Source organism: Rhizobium sp. NLR10b (genome assembly GCF_019685435.1).
In the GTDB taxonomy this organism is placed as follows: domain Bacteria; phylum Pseudomonadota; class Alphaproteobacteria; order Rhizobiales; family Rhizobiaceae; genus Rhizobium.
Genome location: NZ_JABDWV010000002.1, coordinates 1 through 11713, shown reverse-complemented (window position 1 = coordinate 11713; position 11713 = coordinate 1). Strand labels below are relative to the sequence as shown.

The window sequence follows — 11713 nt, the reverse complement described above, 5'->3', positions numbered from 1 at the left end:
TTCCGTTTAACTTTTGCCGCGAAGCCGGGTATGGTTTGCCCGCCATCAGGGAATAGTCTTCATGAAATCCGCCGCCAAGGCCATCCAGGCCGAAGAAGTCGCCGAAACCGGCGCGCACCAGATCCGCGACGCCATTCGCGAGGCAATCGTCGAGCGCAGGCTTTCCCCCGGCACCAAGCTTTCCGAAGGCGATGTCGGCAAACTTTTCAACGTCAGCCGCACACTTGCCCGCGCGGCGCTGCAGGCGCTTTCCTATGAGGGCCTCGTCAGCGTCGAAAAGAACCGCGGCGCCTTCGTCGCCTATCCCTCCCCTGATGAGGCGCGGCAGATCTTTTCCGCCCGGCGCCTCGTCGAGCCCGGCATATTGCGCGAGGCGGCGGCGCGGATCACCCCCGATGACATCAGGAATCTGCGAGAGCTTTTGCAGGAAGAAGGCCGCCTGATGAACGAGCGCGGCCAGACGGCGCGGCGCGCCGAGATCAAGGCATCCGGCGATTTCCACCTGATGCTGGCGGAAATTTCGGGCAACGCCATCATGCAGCGTTTCATGGAGGAGCTCGTCGCCCGCTCATCCCTCGTCATCGCGCTCTACGGCCAGTCGACCGCTTCCAGTTGCGGCCATTCCGAACATGGCGACATCATCTCGGCGATCGAAGGCAACGAACTCGACCGCGCCTGTCGGCTGATGCTGCATCACATCGCCCATATCGAGTCCGATCTTGACCTGCGCGAACGCAAGAGCCTCGGTCTCAAGGAAGCCTTCGAACTCTGAACGGGTGGGCGCACGTCGCCCGCAGCTATCACGACGCCTTCTTCGGCAGCTTGTCCAGCGCGGCGAAAATTTCTTCCACCGTGCGCGGCTCGCCCGAACGCAGCTTCACCGAGCCGTCACGCCCGATCAGGATCAGCCCGAACTCGCTGTAAGGCGGTCCCTGCAGCCGCTCGCGAATATCGTCCGCATCAAGCTCCCAAGCATCGTCGAACAGCGAGAAGGCGCCGCCGCCGGCGATGATGAAAACTTCGACGCCTTCCTCGATGAGGCGCATCTGTGCGTTCCGCAACCATTCGTCCTGGATTGCTGGGCGGTCGTCCTGCGCATCGGCGAAGATGATCAGCACCCGTTTGCTGCCTCGAAACTGCTCGAGCGATTGCGGGAGTTCCGGCTCACGTCGCGGTGTGCCGATGATTTCATGAACGATGGATCTCAGCATGGTGCTATTCCTCGCCCGTCATCTCACGGGCTGTGACTGCGCATTCCAGCGGCCGCGTATTTCAAGACGAGCAAGAACGCTGTAACGCGCTGAATAACTGAATAATTCCCAAATCCGATACGAACTGGGATCATGCAGTAAACGGCTGGAATTGGGGGAGGTTCCGACGAAGCGGAAAAGGATCGCAGCTCCTAAAGCGCAACGCGATCTTTCAGATTCGCTTCTTGCGCTTTAGGTCTTTGTTTGACGCATGTCCTTATCGCAAAACCGCAGCACACTTTTGCGCGACATGCTTTGGCCGCGATTTCTTTCCCGTCAATCGCGGCTCTGGTCCTCGGCCGCATGCGCCGAGACGGCCACGAGGTCCGCTGTGCCGTTCGCAAGGAGGCGTTTGCGCACCAGCACGCGCATGACGCGTGCCGCCGTCGAGAAGGTCATCTGGTCGAGCGGACCTTCGCCCTCCCACGGCTTGGTCAGCCGCTCGGTGACGGCGCCGACGATATTCATCGGCACGATATCGGTGCATTCGCGCATGGCTTCGAAAACGAAGCTTATCGGGATGACCCTTCCTTCATGGGTCACGATCGGTTCGGTCAATTCGCTGTCCCACTCCTCGAAGGCGTAAAGTGCTTCGCGAAACAGCTGCTGGAGGGTAAACGGCGCGTGGCCGTTATGAAGTGGCGGCAGGGCATTCATCATGTCTGTCTCCTCTTGATGGATTAAGCCAAAATCCTCCTGGATCGGTCGGCATGAACGCGGGGAACACAGCGTCTTTTTTGCCCCTGCGGACCGAATAACACGATTGATTCTATAGAGTAACCTTTCGTGAATAAAGCCCATTTCTCGGCCGAGGTGGCACCCGTTTTCCTAAACGCATGAAATTCCTGCATGTTTTAGGCGAAATTTTCTCAGTACGCCGCGTTCATGAAAATCCATGCCAGCCGCGTGAGCATGGTGCGGGAGGCGGAAAAAACCCTGAAAAATCACGGAACTTTTGCGGCTGTAATCTGTTTTGTTCGCGCACTTCGCAAAAGCAGATGGGGTTACCAGCAATGACGCAAATCCGTGAACCGGAGCGGCGGGCCAGAGTCCTGCGCGGCCGTCCTTACAGCCTTGATGAATTCGCCTCAAAATATGGCCTGCGCAGCGACCAGGCCGAGAGCCTGTTTACCCGTTTCGGGCCTTCCTCGATCGAACTCGATTTGCTGATGGCAGCCAAGCGCCGCGCGCCTGTTCTGCCGGACAGAATTGCCGAATAACGCCTTTCACGGACGGAACCGACGGATGAGCGACAGACGCCACGAATGGATTAGCAAGCGGGCCTATGCGATCTGGGAGGAACAGGGCCGCCCTGACGGCCGGGATAGCGAACATTGGCGCCAGGCGGTCGCCGAGCGGGACGCGCTGGAACGCACCCAGGCCTCCGTCGACGGACGTGAAGTGCTGGTGAAGTTTCGCCCGAAGCCGCCACGGCCGGAACTGCCGCGCGACGGCTGGCTCACCCCGCCGGCCAAGGCCGGTTGACCCCAGCGGCCAGCCGCGAGATTTTGCACGGCGCCGTTCAATTGCACTGCATCCCCGGATGCCGATGCCCTCGCTCTTCGAGCCGCGACGGGGCACATCAGGATATGGGCGGAGATAGGGTGCGGCTTGCCTCACCGGCGCGGGAGCACCCTGGCGCCGGCGCGCTGCGCTCGCCATGCTAGCCTGCCGCCAGGGAAGTCACCGTCTGTATCCTACACTGCAGCGACGGCTCCCATTATACCGGGCTGACCAAGCAGGAGATCGAGGCACGCGTGTGGAGCACAATGCCGGGACCCATGCCGGCTACACTGCCAAGCGCCTCCCGGTCGACCTCGTCTTTACCGAAACCTATGACCGTATCCCCGTCGCGCAACCCGTTTATACACCAACGGCAACGGACAAGGATGAGGGCGGAGAGAGGGGCAGCTTGCCTCACGGATGGCGGAGAGAGGGATGCGGTGCCTCAGCCGAGGGCGGATAGAGGGCGCGGTTTGGCTCACCGGAGAACGGCGCACGGCGGAGCGTCAATAAATGGCACAGTCCAACCTCCTTCCCCGAACGCCGCTGTTTCCGCTTGAAACACTTCGTCAAGCATATTGGCACAAATCCACGGAGTACGGGTTTTTCTTTCACCCGCCCCCGACATTGCCCCTCGACACTCTCCTCGCAAAATCGGAAACGGAACGGGGATGAAAAACTGCGCATGCGCGAAGCGTGGTTCCATCCGGCCGCGGCGCTGATTGATGCCCGGCCGAGCCTCTCATGTCGGGGAAGCCTCACGCCGCCCGCCGGGGCGGGCCATGTCAGAAGGCGTTGTTTTCCTGGCAAAGCGCCCGGTGGACCTCGGTCCAGAACAGTGCCAGCGGGGTGTCGCCGTTGCGCTCGGCAACAAGGGCGCGGATCAACGCTTCGGAACCTGCCATGTCCTGCCAGCTGGATTTCAGGCCTTTGGCGGCCTGTCGGCATTCGGCAATCTCGAACGGTCTCTTGCTGTCCATATGAGGTCTCCTCATGAAGGCGCTAGCAGGCGGCGGCCGGATTGTCATTCCCCGCATATGTGGGGATGCCTTGTATTTATGACGGTCCTCACGGTAGGATTGAGGGAACTGGGACAACGGAAATGATCGAGAATACCTACAGCGACAAGTTCGAACCCGCTTTCGAACAGATCAAGGCCGCAACCAATGTGGATGCCGCCATCCGTATTCTCCAGGCGGAATATGGCCTCGATTTCGTGACTTACCATCTCGCCCAGACGATCGCGAGCAAGATCGATTCCCCCTTCGTGCGCACCACCTATCCGGATGCCTGGGTCTCCCGCTACCTCTTGAACAGCTATGTGAAGGTCGATCCGATCGTCAAGCAGGGCTTCGAGCGCCAGCTGCCCTTCGATTGGAGCGAGGTCGAGCCGACGCCGGAAGCCTATGCCATGCTGGTCGACGCCCAGAAGCACGGCATCGGCGGCAACGGCTATTCCATTCCCGTCGCCGACAAGGCGCAGCGCCGCGCGCTCCTGTCGCTGAACGCCCGCATTCCGGCCGACGACTGGGCCGAGCTCGTGCGCCGCTGCCGCAATGAATGGATTGAGATCGCCCATCTGATCCACCGCAAGGCCGTTTATGAGCTGCATGGCGAGAACGATCCGGTGCCGACATTGTCGCCGCGCGAGATCGAGTGCCTGCACTGGACGGCGCTCGGCAAGGATTACAAGGATATCTCGGTCATATTGGGCATATCGGAGCACACGACGCGCGACTACCTGAAAACTGCCCGCTTCAAGCTCGGCTGCGCCACGATTTCGGCCGCGGCCTCGCGGGCCGTGCAATTGCGCATCATCAATCCCTGAGAATCGGAATCGATTTCCGAAAATACGTGTTGATTCAACAGCCGGAGGATCGCGATCCTTCCCGGCCGCGCCTCGTCTTTGCCCGTTGCCACCCAATCCTGATACTTTTGGGCTAATCCCCCCATCTGAGGGGGCCCATCTGAGGGAATTTCCGATCCGGCCCGCCTGAACCATTGTGCTCTCCACGAACTGCAAACGCTGGAGGGCAAAATGTTCGTTATCATTCAGGCACATGAGTATCAGAAACACGCCGCCGTACTCGAGCAGATGTTCCGCCTGCGAAAGAAGGTCTTCGCCGACCAGCTCGGCTGGGACGTTCCTGTCATCGGCCCTTACGAACGCGACAGCTACGATTCGCTTTCACCGGCCTACCTCGTCTGGTGCAACGACAGCCGCACCCGCCTTTATGGCGGCATGCGGCTGATGCCGACGACCGGTCCGACGCTTCTCTACGACGTCTTCCGTGAGACCTTTCCAGCTGCCGCCGATCTCGTCGCCCCGGGCATCTGGGAAGGCACGCGCATGTGCATCGACGAGGAGGCGATCGCCAAGGATTTCCCCAATATCGATGCCGGGCGCGCCTTCTCGATGATGCTGCTGGCGCTGTGCGAATGCGCGCTCGACCACGGCATCCATACGATGATTTCCAACTACGAACCCTATCTCAAGCGCGTCTACAAACGCGCAGGCGCCGAAGTGGAAGAACTCGGCCGCGCCGACGGCTACGGCAAGTATCCCGTCTGCTGCGGCGCCTTCGAAGTGTCGGACCGCGTGCTGCGCAAGATGCGCGCCGCCCTCGGCCTGACCCTACCCCTTTATGTCAGACATGTTCCGGCCCGCTCGGTCGTGACGCAATTCCTGGAGATGGCAGCATGAAACGCCTCGTTGAAACCGCAACACCGAAAGACATCTCCGCCCTGGAGCGCCATGTCCTCGCATCCCGCGACATCGCCACGCAGATAGGGGATCCGTTCCTCTCCTATCTGCTTTCGATGGCGCTGTTCACAATCTACGAAAAGAAGGCTCAGCATGAGAATGAGGCGCTGAAGAGCAGCTTCGGCTGAGGGTGCGGTCCCCTCCGCCGCGCCTGAAGAGGGGCTCGCCTCGCAGCGCCTCGCGCGGCCGCAAAACCTGTCCCCGTTTTGCGGCCGCGCGCCCCGGTTAGCCGAGGTCGTCACCTCATCGGGGAGGACATTTATGCCATCAGGGAATCGATCGTCGCAATCAGCGTGTCGTGCAGATAGGGCTTGGGCAGGAAGGCGGTATTGGCGGGCAGCGCCATCGGATCGAGCCGCACCATGCCGGAGGTGATAATGATGCCGATATTCGGCCGCATCGCCCTCACCCGCTTGGCAAGCTGGATGCCATCCATCGAACCGGCCATGTTGACGTCAGTGAACAGGATATCGATATCCTGCCGCCCCTTCAGCACCACCAGCGCCTCATCCGCATTCGCCGCCTCCAGCGCCACATGACCGACGTCCTCCAGCACATCGAGGATATTGAACCGGATCAGCGGCTCATCCTCCACGATGAGCACCACGGCACTGTTCGAAGTCATCTGCAATCGCCCTTTCCGTGCGAAATATGATTCGAATAAGTGTATCCGCCATGCGAAGGTTCCAGTGCCTCTGCCCATGAAATATGCATCATCCACAGATGTTGCCCTGCCCGCTTGTGGCTCCCTGCAATATGAGCTAGAGCGAACCGATGCCGTGGGAACCATTGCCCCGGCAACCAGGCGTCGGACATCCGACGCTGAGGGCCTGTAGCTCAATGGTTAGAGCCGGCGGCTCATAACCGCTTGGTTGGGGGTTCGAGTCCCTCCGGGCCCACCATTTTTCTAGTTCGCTGTCACGCTTGAAGGTGACGTTGCAGTCGGAACGACCCTTCCTGACACAGTCGAGATCCACAATCCCAGATCAACCTGATTACGGCTATGTTGTCGTGTGCTCGTCAATCCGAAGGCCCGCGCGGTGATCGAGGTCATCCAATAAGCTGAAAGCATCGCGGGCCCGGTTCCAAGGCCCGCGATTCCTCTATCATTCCACCTTCGTCCGCGTCAGGCTCCGTTCGCTCGGGGCAAACAGTTGATTCAGAATTACATCCACCGCGGTCAGCCGCGTCAGGTGACGTCTTAACCGCGGCGTCTCCTTTGTGCATTCAAGAAACGAAGGGACAATTTGTTCGTCGAATTTCGACCTGTTCCTTCGCGGTGGATCTTCACCGCCTGCGGTGCTCGTCCGGAGACGAAGACAGTGTTGTATCCCGCGCAGACCCTTCTGAAGCACGAGCCGAACCACGTAACAGGGGTCGATTCGTAAAATCACTCCAATGGTCACGAGTGACAGATATGTTCTCCGATCTTGTCGGAATTCCCAGAACGCAAATTTTTGCGTGGCGTCGATTGCACTTCGAACCACGTATCGGGGGAGGTGCGGATTTGCGGCCAGCGAACGCCTGACGACTTCCAGAGCACCTTTGCCCATTCGCAGGTGATTGGAAGACATGCTGCCGGGATGCTGTCGGTATCCCACCAGCTGCTCGGGAACGACTTCGATGCAGTAGCGTGCCGCGAGCCTGAGCTCGAAATCAAGGTCTTCGCAGCCTCCGATACCCGTTGCTGCATATGAGCTATCAAATCCACCAATCTCAAGCGCAACGTTTCGCCGGACGAGAAGCGCGCTTCCATTGCCCACGTACTTAAAAGACAGATGCCGGGCATAGATATATCCTCTTGCGACATGGGAAGTGCCAGGGCGAATAATTTCGTCGTCCTCGTTGATGAGGCAATGCTGCGCGTAGACCGCAGCCCACCGCGAGGACAACCGGTTGAGAGCGTTCACCTGTTTTTCGATTTTCGTCCGGTGCCAGAGATCGTCGGCGTCGAGGAATGCCACAAATCGACCTGATGATGCCTCGATGCCCGTATTCCTTGCGGCCGCGACACCGCGGTTAGGCGTGGACAAGAGGCGGATCCGCGAATCCGACATCGCTATCTGCGCGACGAGTTTTGCCGTGTCGTCTGTGGAGCCGTCGTTGACGACAATAATCTCCAGGACAGTGTAGGTCTGGCGCAGGGCGGACCGAAGCGTGCGCTCAATATAGGTGGAAGCGTTGAAGGCCGGGATGACCACAGAGACCAAGGGCTGGTCAGAATTAGTGGTCCCTCGTCGATCCTCCTCTGTACATGACAGCATTGCAGATCTCTCGCCACGTCAACGACAAAGATACTTTCGTACGGATGAAGGAACTGCATTATTGATTTCCGGCGTTCTTCTACATTCACTTCGGAAGCGGGAAAATCTCAGCCGCCGACATCTTTAGACGATCGCCTTAAACGCCTACTCTCCAACTTTGATCTGCGGGCGCAACGGACTTTGGTCTGACGTAGCCCCCTCTACTTTCGTAGAAGGGATAGGTATGCCAGCCATCCGGAAGAAGATTATCTGAAAGGAAGTGCTAACCCCTCCCTCCCGTTTGCGTTGCGATGAGGTTTGATCAGTTTGGACCGAAGCGCTCCGCGACGCCGGCATGGCGCCACGTCACGCCAGGCATCCCGTCAGTGGACGATAGCAATCACAGGAATTCCGCTTCCTCTGCAGCGCGAATGAGGGCGGCACGCGCTGTCTTTGCGGGGATATTGCCCTGAACGGCACAGGCATGTTTTTGCGGCGGCGATGTATTCCTTGCTGTCGTCTGTCGGCCAGGCCGCGACAAGGGCATCGGCAACCTCGCCAAGTGACGCCGGGTGAATATCTGAGCAAATTGGACTGCGCGGAAGCCTGTGGCCGAGATTAAGCTTGGCGGGACTCTCCTACGGCTGATCCAACGGCAGTCCTTAGAATTTTACACCGATTCCGAACTTGAGTTCGTGCTGGTTGAGGTCGACATCAACGCCGAGAATGTCTTTCTCGCCGAAGTCATTATACCGATACTCGCCACGGGCGAAGATGTTGTTGGTGATGGCAAAGTCGACGCCAGCGCCGACAGTGTAGCCGTTGAAGGTCTCCGTTTCCTTATCGAATCCCGGCAGGTCAACGTATCCACGCGCAGCGGTCCAACCGGCCGCGCCATAAAGCAGCGCTCTGTCAAAGGCGTAGCCGACACGACCACGAACTGCACCGGCCCAATCGGTGCCGACATCCGCCCCCAGCGCTTCCTCTTCGTTCCAGTTGTATTCGAGGTTGCCCTCGATGCCGACTACGATGTTGTTGTCGAACTGGAAATTGTAACCCGCAAATGCACCGAAGACGCCACCGTTGAAATCCTGGGAATCGCTGGCGCCGCCGGCGCTGAAGTCACCGTTTAGCCAACTGGCGCCGCCATCGATTCCGAGATACGGGCCCGACCAGGTGAAAACTGGCGCAGCCGCAACAGGTGCGGTCGGGACATCCTGCACGGCATCCGCTGCAAAGGCGGTCGTTGCGGCAAGTGCTAGAAAAGTTGTGGCGATCGTGAGCTTCATGTTCGTGACCCCATGTCTTGCAACACAACTGGAGGGTACAGCCTAGTTCAACAAATAGCTGTAACGCCAAAGACACACTCGCATAACTGCACGGTAGAGAACATATCCGCCGAAGCGGTCATGGCAAGTAGCGCACCCTCTAATAACTGCATGAACGCCCATCGCTTGGCCTGAACCCACCACCGCAGGCCGGATTGAGCGGCTGACTCTCGTAGTAGTAACCGCCGTCGATCGACGAAGTCTGGTCGATGTATCCTGATGATGTGCAGGCCGAAATGAGCGTGGCAAGGCTGATCAGCGTTCCGGTCGCGATCAATGCGAAAAATCGGTTCATCTGAGCTTCTCCTTCGGGCATGGCTTCAACCCAAGCCGTACAATTTACACGCCGCGGTGCAGAGAGCATTGATCTGCGGCAATCGACTGCCTCCGGTAGGTTCTTGTCACGCTAAAGTGATCGCCTTTCAGCCCATCTTTTCAAGACTATGCGCTGTCACATAACTGTCATGCAAAATTGCCCGTTGTTAAGGCAGCCTGCGCAAAATATATGCCGCCAGCTAACAAAAAAAACAATGAGTGAACTGCCATGAGCCTACAGAAACTTTTCAACCGCAACCTCCTGACCCGTTTTGTCGCCGGTCTCGGTGCGGTTCCCCAGCGCATTCGCGAAGCGCGCGAAGAGCGCAAGCCCGCGATTCATCCCTCCTTCATGGATGATTTCGGCGCCTGACGCGCGGCGCAAAGCCGCCGCTGACCAATCTTTTCAAGCGGCGGATAACTCCTTCCTGAACCAGATTCTGTCGATCGGCCGGCCTTCGGCGTAGCCGCCAATCCTGCCGAATTCGATATAGCCGAGCTTCGGATAGAAGCTCGGCGCCTGGGCCGAGAGCGTGTCGACGCAGGCCACGACTGCGGCGCGGCGGCGCCCCTCCTCCGCCGCCGCCATCAGCTTCGTGCCGATGCCGTTGGGCCGTTCAGATTGCGTGACCCATAGATTGCCGATGAAGAGAACCGCCGATTGTCCTCAGAAATCGTGGAACTGCCGACCAGGCCCACAAAGTTCGTGCCGGTCTCGGTCCTGGAGGCGGGCGCCATATGTCGGCAGATCGTCATGCCGTTCTTCAACGGTGTTGCGCCAATCATCGGCCCGAAGGTTGCTTCGGAGCCGGAAAGCCGAGCCATCGGCGATTGATCAGCGCGTCACCCTCAACCTCCCTCATTCCTGTGCTCGTCAGGAATGAGGGATGAGAAGGAGGGGACCTTCACCCCAACCAACCTCCCCATGAGGAACCTAATGACGGGGCGAGACCCTAGCGGGGCCGGGGCAGCACCCCTCTCCTCCCGCACCCTCACATTTTTCTCCCGTTCCGCCACCGCTCCTCCCTTCCGCCGCAATAGCTTCACAATCAACCGACAGAAAGCTCATCGGGAAACGACAACTAGGGAATGAAACATGGCGCCGATTTTTTCCAAGACACTTGTGATGACTGCCCTTCTTGCTCTGCCGCTCGGCAGCGCCGCGCCTGTATTGGCGCAGGAGGCAAAGCCGCGTGAGGCGGTGATTTCGGTGACTGGCGATGGCGAATCGTCCTTGGCGCCGGACATGGCGGTCGTCAACCTCGCCGTCGTCAAGCAGGCGAAGACCGCCCGTGAAGCGCTCGATGAGAACAACAAGGCGATGAACGACGTGCTGAAGGCGCTGAAGGACGGCGGAATCGCCGAGCGCGATCTGCAGACCTCAGGCTTCTCCATCCAGCCGCAGTTCAATTATCCGCAGCCGGTCGACGGCCAGCAGCAGCAGCCGCAGCTGATCGGCTACCAGACGATCAACTCGGTTACCGTGCGCCTGCGCGACCTTTCCAAGCTCGGCCAGGTGATCGACCAATCCGTTACCCTCGGCATCAACCAGGGCGGCGACATCCAGTTCACCAACGACAAGCCGGAGGCGGCGCTCGAAGAGGCGCGCAAGAACGCCGTCGCCGAAGCCGTCAAGAAGGCGAAAACGCTGAGCGAAGCCGCCGGCGTCAAGCTCGGCCGTATCATCGAAATCAACGAGAATGAGCCGCGTCCGCTGCCGCAGCCCGCTTATCGCGCCACGATGATGAAGGAAGCCGACGCTGCCGTTCCCGTCCAGGGCGGCGAGAACAATTACACTGTCAGCGTCACCGTGACCTTCGCCATCGAGCAGTAAACGGAAGCGCCGCGCGTCTTTTTTAGAGGCGCGCGGCATGCTGACTGCTGGCGTCGCCTGCTAGAGCTTTTCCGGGTTAGATTGAAACATTCTGTTGGCTCAAACGGAGTCGGATGGTCGACCGGCCGGCGCGCGCCGTAGCCCAGCTCTACGGCCAAGCCGGCCGGTCGATCAGCCGGCCCGTTTCAGCCAACCCGTAGGGCCGGGCATGTTTCCGCCAGGATCAAAGGCGATCGGCTCGGACGTACCTTGGGGTATGCCCGTCGCCAATCGCCTTTGCCCTGACGAAAACCTGCTCCGGCAGAATGCTTCAATCTAACCCGGAAAAGCTTGTCTTATGATTTCCACGCTTCTTGTTGAGATAAAGAAGCGCCGGAGAGGACGGCCATCCTTCTCCGGCGATGGGGGACGGATCGTGAAATGGCAGGTCGACGTTCTTGCGAATGCCGGGCCGAGCTAGAGTTTGATCGCCCCCA

Annotated in this window: 16 protein-coding genes, 1 tRNA gene and 4 pseudogenes; 12 read left to right on the top strand and 9 right to left on the bottom strand. The window is 59.4% G+C overall.

Annotation, left to right across the window (positions count from 1 at the left end):
* Nucleotides 1-61 precede the first annotated feature (61 nt).
* A complete protein-coding gene (locus HJB91_RS02535; protein ID WP_210630554.1) occupies nucleotides 62-772 on the top strand; it encodes a GntR family transcriptional regulator in 711 nt (236 codons plus the stop codon).
* Nucleotides 773-800: 28 nt separating this feature from the next.
* On the opposite strand, the gene HJB91_RS02530 is transcribed toward HJB91_RS02535, so the two are convergent.
* Complete coding sequence (locus HJB91_RS02530; RefSeq protein ID WP_221153407.1) at nucleotides 801-1211, bottom strand: DUF4174 domain-containing protein; 411 nt, start codon at nucleotides 1209-1211, stop codon at nucleotides 801-803.
* Between the two features lie 315 nt (nucleotides 1212-1526).
* Nucleotides 1527-1910: a hypothetical protein gene (locus HJB91_RS02525; protein ID WP_038690240.1), complete on the bottom strand. Its 384-nt coding sequence runs from the start codon at nucleotides 1908-1910 to the stop codon at nucleotides 1527-1529.
* 353 nt (nucleotides 1911-2263) lie between these two features.
* On the opposite strand from HJB91_RS02525, the gene HJB91_RS02520 reads away from it, so the two are divergent.
* The 3 genes and pseudogenes from HJB91_RS02520 to HJB91_RS30520 form a co-directional block, all read left to right on the top strand.
* Entirely contained in the window at nucleotides 2264-2470 is a 207-nt protein-coding gene (locus HJB91_RS02520; protein ID WP_210631590.1) for a hypothetical protein, read from the top strand.
* Between the two features lie 25 nt (nucleotides 2471-2495).
* Entirely contained in the window at nucleotides 2496-2735 is a 240-nt protein-coding gene (locus HJB91_RS02515; protein WP_210630552.1) for a DUF2934 domain-containing protein, read from the top strand.
* Between the two features lie 209 nt (nucleotides 2736-2944).
* A pseudogene (locus tag HJB91_RS30520) lies at nucleotides 2945-3096 on the top strand (GIY-YIG nuclease family protein); the annotation flags it as partial.
* Between the two features lie 442 nt (nucleotides 3097-3538).
* On the opposite strand, the gene HJB91_RS02510 reads toward HJB91_RS30520, so the two are convergent.
* The gene (locus HJB91_RS02510) at nucleotides 3539-3733 is read right to left on the bottom strand and encodes a hypothetical protein (protein WP_020921837.1); all 195 of its coding nucleotides are present in this window, start codon (nucleotides 3731-3733) and stop codon (nucleotides 3539-3541) included.
* A 122-nt stretch (nucleotides 3734-3855) separates the two neighbouring features.
* Between HJB91_RS02510 and HJB91_RS02505 the strand changes: the two genes are divergently transcribed.
* The 3 genes from HJB91_RS02505 (at nucleotide 3856) to HJB91_RS02495 (ending at nucleotide 5645) form a co-directional block, all read left to right on the top strand.
* On the top strand, nucleotides 3856-4581 hold the full coding sequence (locus tag HJB91_RS02505) for a LuxR family transcriptional regulator (protein ID WP_210630551.1): 726 nt from the start codon (nucleotides 3856-3858) through the stop codon (nucleotides 4579-4581).
* Nucleotides 4582-4791: 210 nt separating this feature from the next.
* Nucleotides 4792-5457 carry an acyl-homoserine-lactone synthase gene (locus HJB91_RS02500; RefSeq protein WP_210630550.1) on the top strand — a complete coding sequence of 222 codons (666 nt, stop codon included), beginning with the start codon at nucleotides 4792-4794 and terminating at the stop codon, nucleotides 5455-5457.
* On the top strand, nucleotides 5454-5645 hold the full coding sequence (locus HJB91_RS02495) for a hypothetical protein (protein ID WP_020921840.1): 192 nt from the start codon (nucleotides 5454-5456) through the stop codon (nucleotides 5643-5645). The genes HJB91_RS02500 and HJB91_RS02495 overlap by 4 nt, the downstream gene beginning before the upstream one ends.
* A gap of 131 nt (nucleotides 5646-5776) precedes the next feature.
* Here HJB91_RS02495 and HJB91_RS02490 read toward each other — a convergent pair whose 3' ends face one another.
* The gene (locus tag HJB91_RS02490) at nucleotides 5777-6142 is read right to left on the bottom strand and encodes a response regulator (protein ID WP_221145624.1); all 366 of its coding nucleotides are present in this window, start codon (nucleotides 6140-6142) and stop codon (nucleotides 5777-5779) included.
* Nucleotides 6143-6343: 201 nt separating this feature from the next.
* Here HJB91_RS02490 and HJB91_RS02485 point away from each other — a divergent pair.
* Together HJB91_RS02485 and HJB91_RS31095 are read left to right on the top strand one after the other, a co-directional pair.
* A tRNA-Ile gene (locus HJB91_RS02485) sits at nucleotides 6344-6419 on the top strand.
* Nucleotides 6420-6431: 12 nt separating this feature from the next.
* Nucleotides 6432-6578, top strand: a pseudogene (locus HJB91_RS31095) (DUF1236 domain-containing protein); the annotation flags it as partial.
* Between the two features lie 45 nt (nucleotides 6579-6623).
* On the opposite strand, the gene HJB91_RS02480 reads toward HJB91_RS31095, so the two are convergent.
* From HJB91_RS02480 to HJB91_RS02470, 4 genes and pseudogenes are all read right to left on the bottom strand, one after another.
* Nucleotides 6624-7781 carry a glycosyltransferase family A protein gene (locus tag HJB91_RS02480; protein WP_221153406.1) on the bottom strand — a complete coding sequence of 386 codons (1158 nt, stop codon included), beginning with the start codon at nucleotides 7779-7781 and terminating at the stop codon, nucleotides 6624-6626.
* A 362-nt stretch (nucleotides 7782-8143) separates the two neighbouring features.
* A pseudogene (locus HJB91_RS30515) lies at nucleotides 8144-8350 on the bottom strand (DUF982 domain-containing protein).
* 72 nt (nucleotides 8351-8422) lie between these two features.
* Complete coding sequence (locus HJB91_RS02475) at nucleotides 8423-9049, bottom strand: outer membrane protein (RefSeq protein WP_210630547.1); 627 nt, start codon at nucleotides 9047-9049, stop codon at nucleotides 8423-8425.
* A gap of 139 nt (nucleotides 9050-9188) precedes the next feature.
* The gene (locus tag HJB91_RS02470; RefSeq protein ID WP_085778846.1) at nucleotides 9189-9383 is read right to left on the bottom strand and encodes a hypothetical protein; all 195 of its coding nucleotides are present in this window, start codon (nucleotides 9381-9383) and stop codon (nucleotides 9189-9191) included.
* Between the two features lie 249 nt (nucleotides 9384-9632).
* Between HJB91_RS02470 and HJB91_RS02465 the strand changes: the two genes are divergently transcribed.
* Nucleotides 9633-9776: a hypothetical protein gene (locus HJB91_RS02465; protein WP_168296739.1), complete on the top strand. Its 144-nt coding sequence runs from the start codon at nucleotides 9633-9635 to the stop codon at nucleotides 9774-9776.
* 33 nt (nucleotides 9777-9809) lie between these two features.
* Here the strand turns inward: HJB91_RS02465 and HJB91_RS02460 are convergent.
* Nucleotides 9810-10061 (bottom strand): annotated as a pseudogene (locus tag HJB91_RS02460) (GNAT family N-acetyltransferase); the annotation flags it as partial.
* A gap of 3 nt (nucleotides 10062-10064) precedes the next feature.
* Between HJB91_RS02460 and HJB91_RS02455 the strand changes: the two are divergent.
* The gene (locus HJB91_RS02455; RefSeq protein ID WP_210630546.1) at nucleotides 10065-10238 is read left to right on the top strand and encodes a hypothetical protein; all 174 of its coding nucleotides are present in this window, start codon (nucleotides 10065-10067) and stop codon (nucleotides 10236-10238) included.
* A 261-nt stretch (nucleotides 10239-10499) separates the two neighbouring features.
* Nucleotides 10500-11237: an SIMPL domain-containing protein gene (locus HJB91_RS02450; protein WP_221145628.1), complete on the top strand. Its 738-nt coding sequence runs from the start codon at nucleotides 10500-10502 to the stop codon at nucleotides 11235-11237.
* The last annotated feature ends 476 nt before the right edge of the window (nucleotides 11238-11713 follow it).